Here is an 18313-nt window from a genome sequence, read left to right as displayed (position 1 = left end):
TTAACCCTTCACGCCGCCGGCCGTCAGGCCACTGACAATCTTGCGCTGGAAGATCAGCACCAGCACCACCAGCGGCACGGTCACGATCACCGAAGCCGCCATGATATTGCCCCACGGAATTTCATATTGCGTGCTGCCCGAAAGCAGCGCGATGGCCACCGGCACGGTGCGGGTGTCGTTATTGGCGGTAAAGGTCAACGCGAACAGGAATTCATTCCACGCGCCGATAAACGCCAGCAGGCCAGTGGTCACCAGCGCCGGCCACATCAGCGGCATGAACACGCGGGTGATGATGACCCAGGGCGTCGCGCCGTCGACAATCGCCGCTTCCTCGATTTCCACCGGCAGGTCACGCATGAAGGTGGTCAGCACCCACACGGTGAATGGCAGGGTGAAGATGGTGTAGGAGAAAATTAGCGCCCAGGGCGTGTTGTAGATGCCGAGGAACCGGATCACCTCGAACAGCCCGGCCAGCACCGCCATTTGCGGGAACATCGACACGCCCAGAATGGTCATCAGCAGCAGCCCGCGCCCACGGAACCGCACGCGGCTGAGCGCAAAGGCTGCCGTGACTGCCAGGAACAGGGCCAGGATGACCGTCACCGAGGCGACAAAGATCGAGTTCAGCAGATTGCGCGGGAAGCTGCCCGTGCCCAGCACCTTGTAGTAATTATCGAGGCTGAACGAGGTCGGCCAATAATTGATGCGGAACAGGTCGGTGCCCGATTTGAAGCTGGTCAGGATGGCGTAGTAGAACGGGAATACGCTCACCACGACGATGACCACCACCAGCGCATAGAACAGCACCGTTTTGGTGAGTTTCCAGAGATCGAATGTCGCGCCCATCAGCGGTCTCCCCCATCAAAGCGGACTTGGCCCAGCCAGATATAAAGGATAGTCAGCAGGGCGATGATCAGGAACAGCAGCGTCGACATGGCCGAGCCATAGGCGAATTTGTCGAAGTCGAACAAATTTTCCCGCGCCAGCACGCTCATGGTCTTGGTCGCCGCGCTATTGGGCGTCAGCACATAGATCAGGTCGAAAATGCGCAGTGCATCGAGCAGGCGGAAAATGATCGCCACCATCAGCGCCGGCCGCGCCAGCGGCAGGGTGATGCGGAAGAACTGCTTGATCGGATGCACGCCGTCGATTTCGGCGGCCTCATAGATGTCCTTGGGGATCATCTGCAGGCCGGCCAGGATCAGCAGCGCCATGAAGGGGGTGGTCTTCCAGATATCGACCACCAGCACAGCGGTCATCGCCGTATCGGCCTGCGCGGTCCAGGCCACTTTCTGGCTCAGCAGGCCCAGCCGCATGCCCAGATCGTTGAGAATGCCGAACTGGTCGTTCAGCATCCAGGCCCACATCTTGGCCGACACCACGGTGGGAATGGCCCAGGGAATAAGAATGGCGGCGCGCACGAGGCCGCGCCCCCGGAATTCGGCATTGAGCACCAGCGCCACGATCATGCCCAGCACGGCCTCGAAGGACACTGACACGAAGGCAAAGCGCAGCGTGTTCCAGACGGCATTCCACCAGGCCGGATCGGCGAGCAGGCCGCGATAGCGGACCGTGCCGCTCTCCAGCGTCTGCCAGCGCAGATAATTGCCCAAGCCATACCACTCCGCGGCGTCCAGATTGCTCAGCGAGGCATCGGTGAAGGAGAAATAGATCGACCGCAGCAACGGCCATCCGGCCACCACGGCCAGGGCCAGCAACATCGGGATCAGGAACCAGCGCGCGGCGCGAGCCCGCTGCAGCATCAGTTCCGATTTGATCTTGGGGCCGGTTATCGCCGCCGGCCGGGCCAGAATATCGGTCGTCATCAGGTCCTCCTCCTGGGTTCAGTCTGTTGGGCGCAAGGCGGGCGGCAGGAAAATCTGCCGTCCGCCTTGCTTGGCTTCGCTGGGGAGGACTTACCAGGCGTCGCCCTTGAGTTCGGTCAGGTCGGCTTCGAGGCCTTCAAGGTTCTCGGCGGCCGTACCATTGCCCGACAGCGTGGAGTGGACCGCGCTCCAGAACAGCGAGGAGACCTCGTTGTACTTCACCTTGGTCGGTGCGGACGGACGCGGCACGGCGTTCTGGAAGATCGGCTTCCAGGCCGGGATGATCGGCTGGGCTGCGGCGACATCGGCGTCGTCATACAGCGCTTCGATCGTCGGCAGGTTGGACTGCATGATCGCGCGGTTCTTCTGCACATCGGCCGAGCTCAGATAGAGCGCCAGAGCGATGGCGGCTTCCGGATCAGGCGAGTACTTGGACACAGCGACGTTCCAGCCACCAAGCGTTGCGGCCGAGCGGGCTTCCGGGCCTTCACCGGCGGGCAGCGGCGCGACGTCGAACTTGCCGGCAATCGGGGAATCCGCGCCATTGCCGAGCGAATAGGCATAGGGCCAGTTGCGGTGGAACACCGAATTGCCCAGCTGCCACACGCCGCGGCTTTCTTCTTCCATATAGGCGAGGTTGCCTTCCGGCGAGATAGTGCCGATCCAGCTGGCAGCCATTTCGATGGCAGCAGCGGCCTGCGGGTTGTTGATCGAGATCGAGCCATCGGCTTCGACGATCTGCCCGCCGCCATAGGATTTGACCCATTCCAGCGCGTCGCAGGTCAGGCCTTCATAGGCGTTGCCCTGGAACACGAAGCCCCACATTTCGGGGTTACCGTCAGCGCGTTCGCCATCCATGATTTCCTGCGCCGTGGCGGTCATTTCCGCCCAGGTGGTCGGCACTGGCTTGCTGTACTTCTCCAGCAGATCCTTGCGGTAGAACAGCGCCGGAGCGTCGGTAAAGGCCGGCAGTGCGACGAGTTTTCCGTCCACGGTCTGCGACTCGATGATCGAGGGGAAGTGCTGACCCACCACGTCCTTGGCCGCATCGGTCAGGTCGAGGAACTGGTCGGCGAGCTGCGGCGCCCAGATCACGTCGGTCTGGTACACGTCGATATCGGTGTTGCCGGCGGCGAGCCACAGCTTGTACTGGCCGAACTGGTCCGAGGTCGAGGATGGCATCGGCACCACGGTCACCTTGTGACCGGTGTCAGCCTCGAACTTGTCGAGCTGGCCGCGCAGAAATTCCAGACCATTGCCCGTGTCGCCCGACACGATCGACAGTTCCGCTGCCTGGACCGAACCAGCAATCAGCGTCACGCTCGTCAGCAGGCCGATGAGCAACTTGTTGATTTTCATTAGATATCCTCCCGAATGAACCAACGATCAGGGAGACACGCCAGTTCGGCCCTGCGCGAATGCGCCGGCCTCGAACAGGTTTCTCCTCCCAAAAGCACCTGGCTCAGCGGCTGTTCCGCTTGCCTTTCCAAAGCGCTTTGAATGAAAAAGAACCAGAGTGCAGAATTTCTGTCAAGCGCCTCGTATCCGCAATTTTAACGAAACCTCGCCACATCTATAAATTCATGTGCGATTACAGAGGCTTATAAACCGCCATATCTGGACTTCGTAAACATTGGCGCCATTTTTCTTGAGGTACGCACCTCAAGAAAACCCCCTCAAATTCCGCTCTTGCAAGAAAATTTGAAATCGCTTTGAATGATCGACGAAGGAGGAGGCAGGAACCGCTGTTCAAGGCGTCCTGTGTGCCCTATGGGCTTGGCGTGACCGGGTTAGGCGAGTCTTGCACGCCCCCCATTTGCGTTGATCATGCCACGCTTGGGGCCAGTTTGCAGCCATGAGACTGAAAGATCTGGCCAACCATCTCGGCCTGTCGCAAACCACTGTCAGTCGCGCGCTCAATGGCTATCCCGAAGTCAATGAGGCGACCCGCCTGCGCGTGGCCGAAACGGCGGAGCGGCTGGGCTATCGCCCCAATGCCAGCGCCCTGCGCCTGGCCACCGGCCGCTCCGGTGCGGTGGGTCTGGTGCTGCGCGGCGCTGATGAGCTGGGGCCGCATATGAGCGAATTTCTCGCCGGCATGGGGGGCCGCATGGCCGCCGAGGAAGTCGATATTCTGGTGACGACGGTGGGCTCCTATCAGGAAGAGATGGCGGCCTATCGCCGGATTGCCGCCAGCCAGAAGGTCGACGCCATGGTGCTGCATTCGCCCACTTTGCGCGACGAGCGGGCCGAGCTGCTGATGGACCTGAAAATCCCCTTCGTGCTGCATGGCCGCACCAGTATCGGCAAGCCGGTGGCCTGGCTCGATATCGACAATACCGGCGCCGTCGAACGGGCGACCGGCCATCTGCTTGACCTGGGCCATCGCCGCATTGCCCTGCTCAACGGCGTCAAGGGCCGCACCTTTGCCGACCACCGCGAAATCGGTTATCTCGCGGCATTGTCGGCGCGTGGCGTGCCGTTTGACCCGGCGTTGATGGGCAACTCGGCCTTTACCGACGAAGTGGCATTCCGCCTGGCCCAGGCCATGTTGGAGCTGCGCCCCCGCCCCACCGCCTTCCTCGCCGGCTCGATGATGACGGCCTTGGGCGTGTTCCGCGCCATCCGCCAGGCCGGCTTGGTGCTGGGCAAGGACGTGTCGATGATCGCCCATGACGACGTGTTTTCCTACCTCAACGCCGACAATATGTACCCGTCAATGTCGACCACCCGCTCCTCGATCCGCCAGGCCGGCACCCGCATTGCCGAGCTGATCCTGCAACTGCTCGCCGGCAAGCCCGCCGCAGATATCCACGAATTATGGCCGGTCGAACTGGTGCTGCGCGAAAGCTCGGGACCCGCCCCAAGCTAGGCAGCATGCCGCAAGAAAGCGGGTGGTTTTCTGGTGGTTTTCTTGCAGCATGCTGGTGGTTTTCTGCTGCTTTTCTTGGCTCAGCCGACCCGCAACAGATGATTGTCGAACTGAAAGCCGAATTTCTGCTTTTCCCGCGCCGCGCCGGCGAGGCCGATCATCGTGCCGTCGCCACTGGTGGCGACGAAGCCGGCGGTGTCGGCGGCGAGGCCGCAGCCATTGCGCAGCGTCTCAACCAAAATCGGTCGCCGGCCCTCGGCGTCGATGGCGACCAGCAGATCCCCCTCCGGCGAGGACACCGCCACGGTCGCGCCATCGGCCGAGACGGCGACCGAGCCGACATAGTTGCGCAGGTCGGATAGGGTGCCGGGCGGCAGTTCGATCAGTTCAATTTCGCCATCCAGCGTGGCATAGCCGATCAGTTGCGGACGGTCGGCCGGCGCGCCTTTGTATTGGCAGCCGAACCAGACGCGACTGCGCGCATCGATGGCCATGTGGCGGATGGAGAGTTGGTGCAACCCGGCGTCGAGGCGCAACTGACCGACCAGTTTTCCGTCACGCCGGTCGATGAACACCACGGACGGGTCCATGGATTCGATATTCAGCTCGGCGCGGCCATAATCGGGATGGGTCTCGATGCCGCCATTGGCGACGACGAAGGTGACGCCGTCCGGCAGCAGCAGCATTTCATGCGGTCCGGTGCCATAGGTGGGGAATTCGCCGATGCGGCGGTAAGTGTCGGTGGCGTCATAAATGCCGATCACGCCCTGCGCCGCCTCGAAATCGCTCTCGGTGGCGTAGAGCAGTGTTCCATCGGGCGAAAACACGCCATGGCCGAAAAAGTGTCGGCCCTCGATGCTGGTCAGCGTCACCGGCGCTTCCCTGCCCGCCGGATCGAACACCAAAGCAAAAGTGCCCGGCTGCCGGGCGAATACCACACCGCGCCCGGCTTCCCGGCTGATGGTGATGTCATGGCCCCGGTCGGGCAGTGCGATGGTGCTGATCACACTGCCCTGCTCGCCGAGCAACACCGCGCCATAGCCGCCCGTGGCGGTCTGCACCGCGCTGGCGAACACCAATTCGCTCCGTTCCAGCGCCAGCGCCTGCCGCGGCAACAGGCTGGCGGCAAATCCCGCGCCGGCTGCCTTGAGGAATGCCCGGCGCTGCCACATCTCAGTCGCCATCCAGCGAAGAGAAGCCGACGCTGAGCCCCAAAGCCGCCGACAATTGCTCGCCGATCATGCTTTGCAGCGAACTGGTGACGATCACCAGATAGGCCAGTGCCTGCGCCTGTTTCGGATCGGCCACCGCCTGCTCGACCGGCAGGGTGATCAGGCTGATGGCGCGGCTGGCATTGCGGAATTCAAACTCGATGCTGTTGGCCAGCCCCTGCCCTTGCGGGTCCACCGCCAGAGCCACGCCCGACACCGTGAACAGGTCGTGCAGCGAGCGCAGATTGGCGCGCAGCATCGGCACGGTCAGCCCGGAGCGCCAGAACAGCGCCTGTTTCGGCTTGGCCGCAACGCCATCGCGGGCGATGAAGGGGTTGATGCGCGTATCGCGCACCGCTTCGAGCTCATGCGACAGCAGGCCGACCAGTTCCTCGGTCGCCTCGGCGGGAGTGCGGTAATCCACATTGTCGGCGCTGGGCCGCAGCAGATGGCGGGCCACGCCATCGGGCCGATACCAGGCCGTGGCCAATTCGCGCCCCAACTGAGCGACATTTTCGGCAATGGCCAGGCCAAACCGGCAGCGATAGGCCCCGTCGCTATCCTCCAGCGTCGCCGCGTCGGTGCCAAACAGCAGATATTCCAGCGCCCCCAACCCCTGCAACGCCACGCTTTTCTGGCGCAGGCTGGCGGGGTCGGTCGCCGTTTCGTCCGGCTCGGCCAACAGGGCCTGCACCTGCTTCAAGGCAATGCCGCGCCGGTCGGGCCAGAACAGCAGCCGCTCGGCCCGGTTTTCCTCGAGCAGCGGCCCCAGTCGGAACAGTTCGATCCGGCCATAGGCCAAAGCCGTCTCGCGAAACTGGCCGGTGGCGATGCTCAGCGCCTCGGCCGATGGCGCGGCACAGAGCAGGTCCAGCGAACGGACCAGCCCGCTGGCCTCGCGGGCGAAGCCGATGACATTGGGCCGAATGACGCCATCAATGGCGCCCTGCATGACCGGGTCGGGCACTGCTGCGTCCTGCGCCACAGCGGGGAGGCACAGGCAGGCAAAAATCAAGGCAAGGACAAGACGCATCACAGCGATTCCAGGAAGGCGACGAGATCGTCGCGCGTGGCCTGAGACATTTGCGCGAAGGCATCGCGCGCTGCCTGCGCCTCGCCGCCATGCCACAGAATGGCTTCGACGAGATCGCGGGCGCGGCCATCATGCAGGAAAAAATTGTGGCCCGATACCGTCTTAGTGAGCCCGATGCCCCAGAGCGGCGGCGTGCGCCATTCATAGCCATCGGCCTCGGCTTCCGGGCGGTGATCGGCCAGCCCTTCGCCCATGTCGTGCAGCAGAAAATCGGCATAGGGCCAGATCAGCTGGAAGCGCAAAGCCGGATTTTCGGCATCGCGGCTGGTGACGAATTTGGGCGTGTGACAGCTGGCGCAGCCGGCGCCATAAAACGCCGCCTTGCCGGCCAGAACTTTTGCGTCGGCCACGTCGCGCCGCTCGGGCACGCCCAGGGTCTGGGAATAGAAGGTCACCAGATCGAGCACCGGATCGGGCGCTTCCGAGACGCCCAGCCGCGCCTGTTCGCCGGTGGGCATAGCGAGGCATTCGCGCTGGTTTTGGGTGCAATCGCCATGCGGCGTATTCACCAGCGGGGTCGACATGCCGATATCGCCGGCGAAGGCCGATGCCGACTGGCTGCGCACGCTGGCCGCGCCGGCCTTCCAGCCAAAACGCCCCAGCGTCCGTTCGCCGGTTTCGGGAGCGATGACCCAATTGGCCCGGCCGGAAATGCCGTCGCCATCGGCATCGTCCGGGTCGGCCAGCGCCAGAATGTCCTCGGGCGGAATTTGCTCGACCAGCCCCAGCCCGATCATCGGCGGGGCGATACGCGGCGACAGCATCACGCCATCGGCCAGCGGGCCGTAATTGAGGTCGGCAATGCTGTAGCTGGGGGCGCGCAGCGTCACGATGGTCCCGTCGCCTAATGTTACCGGCCGGTCGGCGTAGTCGATCACCATGCGGCCTTCGGCCTTGAGGCCGGGCACGGCGAAATCCCCCAACTGGGTGCCATAGGTCGGGTCGCCCGTTCCATCGGCCACCGACAGGCGCAGGAACATCGAGACATTTTCGGCCTGCCCCTCAAATGGGGGATGGCCGCGCCCGTCCTTGAGGTGGCAGCTCTGGCAGCCGCGCGCGTTGAACAGCGGCCCCAGCCCGTCGGATGCCTGGGTGGAACTGGGCGAGCTAACCCAGATTTTGCGGAACAACGCGTTGCCGAGCTTGAACTGCTCTTCCTGCTCGAAACTCAGATTATCGAGGAAGTGGGAAAAGGCATCGGCATTGACGGCCTTGGTGGTGGTGCCCTTGCCGGCGGGTTTGCTTTCGAAATTTTCGGGGGCGGAGAAGTCGGTGGTGGGGGCGGTGACGGCTTGGACGCGGGTGAGGTCGGCTGGGGTGAGATCACCGCGCACGGCCCCGTCCTGCGCGAACGCCAGGCCGGAGGCCAGCAGAGCGATCAGGGCTAGGGTGAGCGGGGTTTTCATGATGGGATTCCAGCTTGGGCGGGGATTACCCCCACCCTACCCTCCCCGCAAGGGGGAGGGTGACATCCAGTTCGTTGCTCGTTTTTGCCACACCCACCGGCTTCACCCTCCCCCTTGCGGGGAGGGCCAGGGAGGGGGTGTTCCTCCACACGCGCCAAGCTTCGCCTATTCGAACACCGCGTCCGGGTTGCTCAGCGAGTCGCTGTCTTCGATGGTGACGGCGTCCTGCAACTCCAGCAGCGCCACGGCGCGTTCGATGCCGCGGGTCTGGGCGATCAGCCCGTCAATCGCCGCCTGCACCACGGCGTTGCCCTCGGCATTGCCCTCGCCGATCTGCTGATCATAGGCTTCGCCGCCTTCGGCGCGGGCCACCATGACCTCCATCTTGGCGATGGTGTCGTCGAGCAGCGCCTTGATCTCGCCGTCGAGCGCCGCGTCCTTGGCGGCGATCACTGCCGATAGCGACGGGCCTTCGACCATACTGCCGTCAACGCGGACATAGTGGCCGAGATAGACATTGCGCACGCCAATCGCGTCGTTGAGGTGAGAGGCGTGGGTGTTGTCGGAGAAGCAGTCATGCTCTTCCTCGGGATCATGCAGCAGCAGGCCCAGCTTCATCCGCTCGCCGGCCACTTCGCCGAACGACAGCGAGCCCATGCCGGTGAGAATGGCCGAGATGCCCAGCTCGGGCAGTGCCGCGCGGGCGGCGCCGTCGGCGGTCCAATTGCCCACCATTTCCTCGAGATCGCTGACCAGCAGGCTCGAGGCCGCCTTGAGATAGGCAGCGCGGCGATCGGCATGTTCGGCGGTGGAATAATCGGTGAAGGCGCGCGCCCCGGCGCCCGGGCCGGTGCCGTTCAAATCCTGGCCCCAGAGCAGGAATTCGATGGCGTGATAGCCGGTGGCGACATTGGATTCGACGCCGGCGGCTTCCTGCAGACTGTCCTGCAACAGCGCCGGAGTGATGGTGGACGCGTCCAGTTCGACGCCGTCGATGATGATCTTGGGATTGGCGATGACATTGGCGACATAGAGCCCGTTGCTGTCGCTCTCGCTGCCATAGCTGGCATCGACATAGTCGATCAGCCCTTCATCCAGCGGCCAGGCATTCACCCGGCCTTCCCACTCATCGACAATCGGATTGCCGAAACGGAAGGCCTCGGTCTGCTGATAGGGCACGCGGGCGGCGATCCAGGCGGTTTTGGCGGCGGCCAGCGTGGCCTCGCTCGGCGTGGCGATCAGCGCATCAATCGCCGCATCCAGCGCCTTTGCCGTGGCCAGCGCATCCTCGTAACCGGCCAGCGCGATATCGGCATAGCTGGTCAGCACATCGGCCTCGGCCGGAACCTGCGCATAGGCGGCAATCGGAGCGACCGACAGGGTCAGGGCAAAGGCAAAATTGCGCAGCAGGCGCGGAACCGAGATCATGGGCGTCTCTCCAGTGGTTTTGCAAAGCGGAGTACGCCTGTCATCTTAAAAACGCAATTGGAATTCAATAGTTTAGAAGATGTCTAAAGTAGAGAGGAGGAGGTTGCTTGGGGCTTTCTGGTTCGCACTTGGTGCCAGTTCAAAACGCGGGGTCATCCCGGCCTTGAGCCGGGACCCATCTTGAGATGGCTCTACCGGGCATGATCGGGGGATGGGCCCCGGCTCGAGGCCGGGGTGACACGGTGGGTGGGGTGACGCGTGATGCAAATTCTCCGAATTTTGACCGTCTGGACGAAACTGTCACAAACGGGCACTGTCACATTGCAACTGGGGAGGCTGCATCGATGCGGAGGATCGCGCACAAACCGTTGAGCTGACGGATGTTCGGTCCGTTGCGGACCACCGTCTTCCCGGCGTCATCGCGCTGTCATCCCACCGTTCTACTGCCCTCCCAGTTCGCCGCGACACCTGTCTCGGGCGCCGTCGAACGCATCACAGGGAGACTGAACATGTCCATCAAGAAAACTCTCGGCGCCTCGGTGTCGATGCTTGCCGTGCTTGCCGTTGCTGCCCCGGTTTTTGCCCAGAGTGATCTGGCGGCGCTCTATGACGCCGCCAAGGCCGAAGGCGAATTGACCGTGATCGCCCTGCCCCATTCCTGGTGCGGCTATGGCGGCGTCATCGACAGCTTCAAGGCCAAATATCCCGGCATCACCATCAACGAACTGAACCCCGACGCCGGCTCCGCCGACGAGCTGGAAGCCATCCGCGCCAATAAGGACAATAAGGGTCCCCAGGCGCCGGACGTGCTCGATGTCGGTCTCGCCTTCGGCCCGCAGGCCAAGGATGAGGGCCTGTTGCAGGCCTATAAGGTCTCCACCTGGGACGAAATCCCGGCCGACGCCAAGGATGCCGATGGCTTCTGGTATGGCGACTATTATGGCGTGCTGGCCTTCGGCATCAACAAGGACGTCATCACCGGCGACAATCCAGCCGATTGGGCCGATCTGCTGAAGGACGAGTTCGCCAATTCGGTTGCTCTGGCCGGCGATCCGCGCACCGCCAACAACGCCATCCTGTCGGTTTACGCCGCGGGTCTGTCGACCGGCGCCGATGACGCCACAGCCGCCCAGGCTGGCCTCGACTACTTCAAGGCGCTGAACGACAAGGGCAATTTCGTGCCGGTCGACGCCGAAGCCGCCCCGATTGCGCAGGGCACCACGCCCATCGCCATCAACTGGGACTACAATCTGCTGGCCGTCCGCGACAGCCTCAACGGCAACCCGCCGATTGATATCGTCGTGCCGTCGACCGGCGTCGTCGCCGGCGTCTATGTGCAGGCCATCTCGGCCTATGCGCCCCACCCCAATGCGGCCAAGCTCTGGATGGAATATCTCTATTCCGACGAAGGCCAGCTCGGCTGGCTGGCCGGCTATTGCCACCCGATCCGCTTCAACGCCATGACCGATGCTGGCGTGATCCCGGCTGAGCTGATGGAAAAGCTCCCCGCCGCCGATAACTACGCCAAGGCGGTGTTCCCCACCATCGAGCAGCAGAACGCCAACAAGGCCACCATCACCAGCGGCTGGGACACCACCGTCGGCGCCAGCGTGCAGTAAGGGCTAAAGCCCCTCATTGCCCGGCTCGTCCGGGCAATCCAGGCGATGCCAGGATGGACCACCGGGACAAGCCCGGTGGTGACGAAGGATGTGGGATTGGGGGCAGGGGCGGCGATATCGCGGCTCTCGCCCCCTCCTAGCCTCCCCCTTCGAGGGGGAGGTACAGCGCGGTGGGGTGGGTGGTATCCAGCTAACCCGAAAACGCCCCGGAGAACGCCATGGCAATTGCACCATCAACCCGTATCCTCATCCGCTGGGACTGGCTCGCCATTGCGCCGTTTGTCGTCTTTGCGGTGATGTTTCTGTTTCTGCCGACGCTGTCGCTGGTGGGGGCGGCGTTTACCGACCGGGCGGGCAATTTTACGTTCGACAATATCATTGGCCTCGGGGCCGATCAGATCGTGGCGGCCTATTGGATTTCGATCCGCATTTCCGGGGCCTCGGCCATTCTGGGCTCGATCATTGGCCTCGCCATCACCTTGGCCATCATTCGCGGGCGGCTGCCATCGGGGTTGCGCTCGGCGGTGATGACGTTTTCCGGCGTCGCCTCCAATTTCGCCGGCGTGCCGCTGGCTTTTGCCTTTATCGCCACGCTGGGCCGGCTGGGGCTGGTGACCATCGTGTTCAAAACCGTGTTCGGCTTTGATCTCTATCGCGCCGGGTTCAACCTGCTCAGCTTCTGGGGGCTGACGCTGACCTATCTCTATTTCCAGATTCCGCTGATGATCCTGATCATCGCCCCGGCGGTGGACGGGCTGAAGAAAGAGTGGAACGAGGCGGCGCAGATGCTGGGCGCCAGCCAGTGGCAGTTCTGGCGCTATATCGGCATGCCGATCCTATGGCCGAGTTTTCTCGGCACGCTGAGCCTGCTGTTTGCCAATGCCTTTGGCGCCATCGCCACCGCCTGGGCGTTGACCGGCTCCAACCTCAATATCGTGACCGTGCTGCTCTACAATCAGATCCGCGGCGACGCGCTGCAAAATCCCGGGCTGGGAGCGGCGCTGGCGCTGGGCATGATCGTCGTCACCTCGGTGGCCAATGTCATCTATCTGGTGATCGCCAACCGCGCCGAGAGGTGGATGAAATGAAGTCCAACCGCTTCTGGTCCTGGCTGGTGTTCGGGCTTGGCGCCGCCTATTTCATCATCCCGCTGATCGCCACCTTCGAGTTTTCGCTGCGCATGCGTCGCGGCGAATACAGCTTTGACGCCTATGCCTCGGTGTTCGCCGATCCGCGCTTTCACGCCACTTTTGGCTATTCGGTGGTGATCGGGCTGGTGACCATCGTGGTCGGCGTTTTGGTCATCGTCCCCGCCGTCTATTACGTGCGGCTGCGCATGCCGTGGCTGCGGCCTTTCGTGGAATTCGTCACCCTGCTGCCGCTGGTGATCCCGGCGCTGATCCTGGTCTATGGCTATATCCGCCTCTACAATTCCAGCTCGATCATCCCCTTTACCGGCAGCGCCATCGGCACCGATATCCTGCTGACCGGGGCCTATGTGACGCTGGCGCTGCCCTATATGTATCGCGCCGTCGATACCGGCATGCGCACCATCGATATCGGCACGCTGACCGAAGCGGCGCAGATCATGGGGGCCAATCAAATCCAAATCATCTGGCAGATCATCCTGCCCAATATTGTGGTGGCGATTCTCTCCGGGGCGTTCCTGACCTTCGCCATCGTCATCGGCGAATTCACCATTGCCAGCCTGCTCAACCGCCCGGCCTTTGGCCCCTATCTCGTCGGCATCGGCACCAACCGTGCCTATGAGCCGGCGGCACTGGCCATTATTTCCTTCATTATCACCTGGGGTGCCATGGGCATGATCAACGTGCTCGGCCGCTTCGCCCCCCGCACTTCTGCCCGGACGGATTGACCCATGGCCGCTTTTCTCGACGTCCAGAACCTCAGCAAGGCCTTCGGCCAGACCACCGTGGTCAAAGGTGTCAGCTTTGCCTTCAACAAGGGCGAGTTCATCTCCCTGCTCGGCCCCTCGGGCTGCGGCAAGACCACCATCCTGCGCATGATCGCCGGCTTTGAAAGCGTCACCGCCGGCACCATCCAGGTCGAAGGGCAGGACATCACCCATCTCAAGCCCAACCAGCGCCAGCTCGGCATGGTGTTTCAGGCCTATGCGCTGTTTCCCAACCTCAATGTCGGCGACAATATCGGCTTTGGCCTCAAAATCGCCGGCATGCCCACCGAGGAGCGTCGCGCCCGCGTCGATGAAATGCTCAAGCTGATCGGCCTGCCCGGCTATGAAAAGCGCTTTCCCTATGAGCTGAGCGGCGGCCAGCAGCAGCGTGTGGCGCTGGCCCGCGCCATCGCCCCGCGCCCGCGCATGCTGCTGCTCGATGAACCGCTCTCGGCACTCGACGCCAAAATCCGCGTCTCGCTGCGCGAGGAAATCCGCGCCATCCAGCTCGAGCTGGGCATCACCACTTTGTTCGTCACCCATGATCAGGAAGAGGCGCTGTCGATCTCGGACCGCGTGGTGGTGATGAATGAAGGCCATATCGAACAGCTCGGCGCACCGCATGAAATCTACAACCGCCCCGCCACCAGCTTCGTCGCCGGCTTTGTCGGGCAGCTCAACAATATCGCGGTGACAGTGCTCGATCCCTTGGCCAAGACCGTGTCGATCGACGGCCAGACCGTCACCGTGCAGCATTTGCCCGCCGGCGCGACCGCCAATGCCGGCACGGTGCTGACCTTGCGGCCCGAAGTGGTCACCCTGGGCGCGCGCGACGACCATGACATCACCCTTAGCGGCAGTATCGCCGATGTGACTTTTCTCGGCTCGGTCATCCGCCTGCGCGTGGCTCTGGGCCGCAATATCATCAGCCTCGACACCTTCAACGACCAGCGCACGGCGCCGCCGATGCGGGGCGAAACGGTCACCATCAGCCTCGCCAGCAAGGACCTGTTGATGCTAAACGACTAGCCATGGAAAACCCTTTCGTCACCACTGAATGGCTTGCCGCCCATCTCCACGATCCAGATGTGATCGTGCTTGATGGCAGCTGGCATATGCCCAATGCCGCCCGCAACGCCCAGGCCGAATATCTTGCCGGGCATATTCCCGGCGCGGTGTTCTTCGACATTGATGGCGTCGCCGATACCAGCACCGACCTGCCGCATATGCTGCCGGCGCCGGCTGACTTTGCCCACATGGTCGGCGCGCTCGGCATTGCCGACACCATGACCATCGTCATCTATGACGAGCTGGGGCTATTCTCGGCACCGCGCGTATGGTGGACGTTCAAGGCCATGGGCGCAGCCGACGTGCGCATTCTGGCTGGCGGTGGCCCGCAATGGCGCGCCGAGCGCCGCGCCACCGAAACCGGCCTCGTCACCCAGCCGCCGCAGGTTTTTCACACCAGCTTTGACGCCAACCGCGTCGCGGCATTCGAGACGGTGCGCGACCGCAGCATCGATCAGGCCGCCCAGATTGCCGACGCCCGCCCGGCCCCGCGCTTTCACGGCGAAGTCGCCGAGCCGCGCGCCGGCCTGCGCGGCGGCCATATTCCCAATAGCCGCAACGTGCCGGTGAATTTGCTGACCGAGAATGGCCAGATGAAGCCGCCGGCTGAACTGGCGCAATTGTTTACCGACCGGGGCCTGGAACTGGACCGGCCGATCATCACCTCGTGTGGCTCGGGCATTACCGCGTCGACGCTGGCGCTGGCGCTGCAATTGGCGGGGGCGAGGGATGTGGCGCTGTATGATGGGTCGTGGGCCGAATGGGGCGCGCGGGATGATGCTGAGGTTGAGGTTTAGGGGGCTGAGCTTACGGCTCTTGCGCTCCCCTCCCCCTTGAGGGGAGGGGCCGGGGGTGGGGGTCGTTCAGTAGCCCACAAAGCCACCCCCTCCCCAGCCCTCCCCTCAAGGGGGAGGGGGCGATGATGGCTGCTTCCGTGGCACATGAAACGCTCAAGGCCGGTATGACACCGCATTTTTTGATGAAATTCGGGATACAAAAAAGCTGCCGAGGTTTCCCCCGGCGGCTTTTGCATTTCCGGCCCGAAACTCAGGCGCGGTTTTTGTTGTAGAGGTCGAAGAACACGGCGGCGAGTAGCACCACGCCCTTGATCATCTGCTGCCAATCGATGTTGACGCCCATGATCGACATGCCGTTATTCATCACGCCCATGATGAAGGCGCCGATCACTGCGCCGGCCACCGCGCCGACACCGCCCAGCGCCGAGGCGCCGCCGATGAACACCGCGGCGATGACGTCGAGTTCGAGCCCCTGCCCGGCTTTCGGCGTCGCCGAATTGAGGCGGGCGGCATAGATCATGCCGGCCAAGGCGGCCAGTGCGCCCATGATGGCGAAGACATAAAAGGTCATCCGCTCGGTCTTGATGCCCGACAGAGCGGCGGCCTTGAGATTGCCGCCCAGGGCGTAGATGCGGCGACCAAAGGTCATGCGCTTGGTGACGAAGACGAACAGCGCGATCAGCACCGCCATCACCACCAGAACGTTGGGCAGGCCGCGATAGGAAGCGAGCATGTAGCAGAAGAACAGCACCAGCGCCGAGATCACCAGATTCTTGGCGACGAACAGGCCGAAGGGCTCGCTCTCATAGCCGCGCGCCTTGCGGCGGGCCCGGCCGCGAATGGCCATCAGCACCATGGTGACGATGCCGACCAAAGCGATGACCAGCGTCGTGGTGTGCAGCACCAGCGGCTGTACGCCTTCGCTGGCGGCGACCAGCGTGGTCGGCCCGATCAGGTCGGGGATGAAACCGGCCGACAGCAGCTGGAATTCGGCGGGGAACGGACCGACCGACTTGCCGGCCAGAATGGCCAGCGACAGGCCCTTGAAGATCAGCATGCCGGCCAGCGTCACGATGAAGGACGGGATGCGATGATAGGCGATCAGATAGCCCTGCGCCGCGCCGATGGCCGCGCCGACCACGAGACAGATGGCGCCGGCGACAATCGGATTGGCGAGAAAGGCCAACTCGGGCGGGAATTTCCAGCCCACCATCAGCATCGCCGCCAAGGCGCCGACAAAGCCACTGACCGAGCCGACCGACAGGTCGATATGGCCGGCGACGATGACCAGCAGCATGCCCAGCGCCATCACGATGATATAGCTGTTCTGCAGGATGATGTTGGTCAGGTTGACCGGCTTGAACAGCACGCCGGCGGTGAAATACTGGAAGAACAGCATGATCAGGATCAGGGCCAGCAGCAGGCCGTAATCGCGCATATTGGTCTTGAGGGCGCCCCAGACGGTAAGTTCCTGGGATGTGACCTGTTCGCCGGTCGCAACAATGCCCGGCTGGGCGGTTTCGGTGGTCATGATGCCTTCCCTTCGGCGCGCACGATGGAGCGCATGATTTTTTCCTGGCTGGCTTCGCTGGTCGGCATTTCGCCCACGATGCGGCCTTCGTTCATTACATAGAGGCGGTCGGTGATGCCGAGCAGTTCCGGCATCTCCGAAGAGATCACCAGGATGGCTTTGCCCTGCGCCGCCAGATTATTGATGATGGTGTAGATTTCATATTTGGCACCGACATCGATGCCGCGTGTCGGCTCGTCGAGGATCAGCACATCCGGATTGGCGAACAGCCACTTGCTGAGCACCACTTTCTGCTGATTGCCGCCGCTGAGATTGCCGGTGACCTGATAGACGCTCGAGGAGCGGATATTGGTCTTCTGGCGATACTCATTGGCGACGTCCATCTCATGCAGGTCGTCGATGACACCCACATTGGAGATGCCGCGCAGATTGGCGATGGTGGTGTTGTGCTTGATATGGTCGATCAGGTTGAGGCCGTAGGTCTTGCGGTCCTCGGTGGCATAGGCCAGGCCGTGGGCCACGGCCCGTTCCACCGTCGAGGTGTCGATCTTTTTGCCGTGCAGATAGACCTCGCCGGAAATGCGCTGGCCATAGGATTTGCCGAACACGCTCATGGCAAATTCGGTGCGGCCCGAGCCCATCAGCCCGGCAATGCCGACGACTTCGCCCTTGCGGATATTGACGTCGATATTGCGGATCACCTGCCGGTCGCGGTGCAACTGGTGATAGACGCTCCAGTTTTTAACCTCGAACACCACTTCGCCGATCTGCGGCGTGCGGGCCGGGTAGCGATCGTCAAGCGAACGCCCCACCATCAGGGTGATGATGCGGTCTTCGCTGATATCCTGCTTGTCGAGGGTCTCGATGCTGCGCCCGTCGCGGATCACGGTGATGCGGTCGGCGACCTTGGAGACTTCGTTCAGCTTGTGGCTGATCAGAATGGAAGTGATGCCCTGCTTGCGGAACTCCACCAGCAGTTCGAGCAGCGCCGCGCTGTCCTTCTCGGAGAGGCTGGCGGTTGGCTCGTCGAGAATGAGGAGCTTGACCTCCTTGCTGAGCGCCTTGGCGATTTCCACCAATTGCTGCTTGCCGACGCCGATATTGGTCACCAGCGTATCGGGGTCTTCGCTCAGACCCACCATACCCAGCAGCTTGCGCGCGCCGTCACGGGTTTCATCCCAGTCGATCACGCCGCCCTTGGCCTGCTCATTGCCGAGAAAGATATTCTCGGCAATCGACAGCAACGGCACCAGCGCCAGCTCCTGATGGATGATGACGATGCCCTTGTGCTCGCTATCGCGGATGGATTTGAACTGCTGTTCCTCACCCTTGTAGATGATCTGGCCGTCATAGGTGCCGGAGGGATAAACCCCGCTCAGCACCTTCATCAGGGTGGATTTTCCCGCGCCGTTTTCACCCACGATGGCGTGGATTTCGGCTTCCCTGATGCTGAGATTGACATCCGACAGCGCCTTCACGCCGGGGAAGGTCTTGGTGATGCTGCGCATCTCCAGAATGGTGTTGCTCATTCGTCGCCTTCTCGTATC

At 62.9% G+C, this 18313-nt stretch carries 15 protein-coding genes; 6 read left to right on the top strand and 9 right to left on the bottom strand.

What is annotated here, in order from left to right:
- The 3 genes from ACX3OW_RS11710 to ACX3OW_RS11700 form a co-directional block, all read right to left on the bottom strand.
- Positions 1–846, bottom strand: coding sequence for a carbohydrate ABC transporter permease (locus ACX3OW_RS11710; protein WP_459095941.1), 846 nt, complete (start codon positions 844–846; stop codon positions 1–3).
- The gene (locus ACX3OW_RS11705; protein WP_459095940.1) at positions 846–1826 is read right to left on the bottom strand and encodes a carbohydrate ABC transporter permease; all 981 of its coding nucleotides are present in this window, start codon (positions 1824–1826) and stop codon (positions 846–848) included. The genes ACX3OW_RS11710 and ACX3OW_RS11705 overlap by 1 nt, the downstream gene beginning before the upstream one ends.
- A gap of 90 nt (positions 1827–1916) precedes the next feature.
- A complete protein-coding gene (locus ACX3OW_RS11700) occupies positions 1917–3185 on the bottom strand; it encodes an ABC transporter substrate-binding protein (protein WP_459095939.1) in 1269 nt (422 codons plus the stop codon).
- Between the two features lie 496 nt (positions 3186–3681).
- Between ACX3OW_RS11700 and ACX3OW_RS11695 the strand changes: the two genes are divergently transcribed.
- Complete coding sequence (locus tag ACX3OW_RS11695) at positions 3682–4698, top strand: LacI family DNA-binding transcriptional regulator (protein ID WP_459095938.1); 1017 nt, start codon at positions 3682–3684, stop codon at positions 4696–4698.
- Positions 4699–4778: 80 nt separating this feature from the next.
- On the opposite strand, the gene ACX3OW_RS11690 is transcribed toward ACX3OW_RS11695, so the two are convergent.
- The 4 genes from ACX3OW_RS11690 to ACX3OW_RS11675 form a co-directional block, all read right to left on the bottom strand.
- The gene (locus ACX3OW_RS11690) at positions 4779–5870 is read right to left on the bottom strand and encodes a DUF1513 domain-containing protein (RefSeq protein ID WP_459095937.1); all 1092 of its coding nucleotides are present in this window, start codon (positions 5868–5870) and stop codon (positions 4779–4781) included.
- A gap of 1 nt (position 5871) precedes the next feature.
- Positions 5872–6942, bottom strand: a complete 1071-nt coding sequence (locus tag ACX3OW_RS11685) for an imelysin family protein (RefSeq protein WP_459095936.1) — start codon at positions 6940–6942, stop codon at positions 5872–5874.
- Complete coding sequence (locus ACX3OW_RS11680) at positions 6942–8408, bottom strand: di-heme oxidoreductase family protein (RefSeq protein WP_459095935.1); 1467 nt, start codon at positions 8406–8408, stop codon at positions 6942–6944. Before ACX3OW_RS11680 ends, ACX3OW_RS11685 begins: the two co-directional genes overlap by 1 nt.
- 165 nt (positions 8409–8573) lie before the next feature.
- Positions 8574–9836, bottom strand: a complete 1263-nt coding sequence (locus tag ACX3OW_RS11675) for an imelysin family protein (protein ID WP_459095934.1) — start codon at positions 9834–9836, stop codon at positions 8574–8576.
- 545 nt (positions 9837–10381) lie between these two features.
- On the opposite strand from ACX3OW_RS11675, the gene ACX3OW_RS11670 reads away from it, so the two are divergent.
- The 5 genes from ACX3OW_RS11670 to sseA all read left to right on the top strand — a co-directional run bounded on the left by ACX3OW_RS11670 (position 10382) and on the right by sseA (position 15235).
- A complete protein-coding gene (locus tag ACX3OW_RS11670) occupies positions 10382–11455 on the top strand; it encodes an ABC transporter substrate-binding protein (RefSeq protein ID WP_459096104.1) in 1074 nt (357 codons plus the stop codon).
- 218 nt (positions 11456–11673) lie between these two features.
- Positions 11674–12543, top strand: a complete 870-nt coding sequence (locus ACX3OW_RS11665; protein WP_459095933.1) for an ABC transporter permease — start codon at positions 11674–11676, stop codon at positions 12541–12543.
- Positions 12540–13331: an ABC transporter permease gene (locus tag ACX3OW_RS11660; protein WP_459095932.1), complete on the top strand. Its 792-nt coding sequence runs from the start codon at positions 12540–12542 to the stop codon at positions 13329–13331. Before ACX3OW_RS11665 ends, ACX3OW_RS11660 begins: the two co-directional genes overlap by 4 nt.
- A gap of 3 nt (positions 13332–13334) precedes the next feature.
- Complete coding sequence (locus ACX3OW_RS11655; protein WP_459095931.1) at positions 13335–14399, top strand: ABC transporter ATP-binding protein; 1065 nt, start codon at positions 13335–13337, stop codon at positions 14397–14399.
- A gap of 2 nt (positions 14400–14401) precedes the next feature.
- Positions 14402–15235, top strand: a complete 834-nt coding sequence (sseA, locus tag ACX3OW_RS11650; protein WP_459095930.1) for a 3-mercaptopyruvate sulfurtransferase — start codon at positions 14402–14404, stop codon at positions 15233–15235.
- A 250-nt stretch (positions 15236–15485) separates the two neighbouring features.
- On the opposite strand, the gene mmsB is transcribed toward sseA, so the two are convergent.
- Both mmsB and mmsA read right to left on the bottom strand, forming a co-directional pair.
- Positions 15486–16766, bottom strand: a complete 1281-nt coding sequence (gene mmsB / locus ACX3OW_RS11645) for a multiple monosaccharide ABC transporter permease (protein WP_459095929.1) — start codon at positions 16764–16766, stop codon at positions 15486–15488.
- Positions 16763–18295 carry a multiple monosaccharide ABC transporter ATP-binding protein gene (gene mmsA, locus ACX3OW_RS11640; RefSeq protein ID WP_459095928.1) on the bottom strand — a complete coding sequence of 511 codons (1533 nt, stop codon included), beginning with the start codon at positions 18293–18295 and terminating at the stop codon, positions 16763–16765. Before mmsA ends, mmsB begins: the two co-directional genes overlap by 4 nt.
- Positions 18296–18313 lie beyond the last annotated feature (18 nt).

It is taken from the genome of Devosia sp. A449 (assembly GCF_054489375.1).
Note: the sequence above shows the minus strand (reverse complement) of the source record. Positions and strands in the feature narration are given on the sequence as shown.

What these genes read in the sequence shown, in the direction of transcription:
- mmsA (WP_459095928.1), bottom strand. Translation starts at nt 18,295, where the DNA reads ATGAGCAACACCATTCTGGAGATGCGCAGCATCACCAAGACCTTCCCC.
- ACX3OW_RS11665 (WP_459095933.1), top strand. Translation starts at nt 11,674, where the DNA reads ATGGCAATTGCACCATCAACCCGTATCCTCATCCGCTGGGACTGGCTC.
- ACX3OW_RS11660 (WP_459095932.1), top strand. Translation starts at nt 12,540, where the DNA reads ATGAAGTCCAACCGCTTCTGGTCCTGGCTGGTGTTCGGGCTTGGCGCC.
- ACX3OW_RS11685 (WP_459095936.1), bottom strand. Translation starts at nt 6,942, where the DNA reads ATGCGTCTTGTCCTTGCCTTGATTTTTGCCTGCCTGTGCCTCCCCGCT.
- ACX3OW_RS11705 (WP_459095940.1), bottom strand. Translation starts at nt 1,826, where the DNA reads ATGACGACCGATATTCTGGCCCGGCCGGCGGCGATAACCGGCCCCAAG.
- mmsB (WP_459095929.1), bottom strand. Translation starts at nt 16,766, where the DNA reads ATGACCACCGAAACCGCCCAGCCGGGCATTGTTGCGACCGGCGAACAG.
- sseA (WP_459095930.1), top strand. Translation starts at nt 14,402, where the DNA reads ATGGAAAACCCTTTCGTCACCACTGAATGGCTTGCCGCCCATCTCCAC.
- ACX3OW_RS11690 (WP_459095937.1), bottom strand. Translation starts at nt 5,870, where the DNA reads ATGTGGCAGCGCCGGGCATTCCTCAAGGCAGCCGGCGCGGGATTTGCC.
- ACX3OW_RS11680 (WP_459095935.1), bottom strand. Translation starts at nt 8,408, where the DNA reads ATGAAAACCCCGCTCACCCTAGCCCTGATCGCTCTGCTGGCCTCCGGC.
- ACX3OW_RS11695 (WP_459095938.1), top strand. Translation starts at nt 3,682, where the DNA reads ATGAGACTGAAAGATCTGGCCAACCATCTCGGCCTGTCGCAAACCACT.
- ACX3OW_RS11675 (WP_459095934.1), bottom strand. Translation starts at nt 9,836, where the DNA reads ATGATCTCGGTTCCGCGCCTGCTGCGCAATTTTGCCTTTGCCCTGACC.
- ACX3OW_RS11670 (WP_459096104.1), top strand. Translation starts at nt 10,382, where the DNA reads ATGCTTGCCGTGCTTGCCGTTGCTGCCCCGGTTTTTGCCCAGAGTGAT.
- ACX3OW_RS11655 (WP_459095931.1), top strand. Translation starts at nt 13,335, where the DNA reads ATGGCCGCTTTTCTCGACGTCCAGAACCTCAGCAAGGCCTTCGGCCAG.
- ACX3OW_RS11710 (WP_459095941.1), bottom strand. Translation starts at nt 846, where the DNA reads ATGGGCGCGACATTCGATCTCTGGAAACTCACCAAAACGGTGCTGTTC.
- ACX3OW_RS11700 (WP_459095939.1), bottom strand. Translation starts at nt 3,185, where the DNA reads ATGAAAATCAACAAGTTGCTCATCGGCCTGCTGACGAGCGTGACGCTG.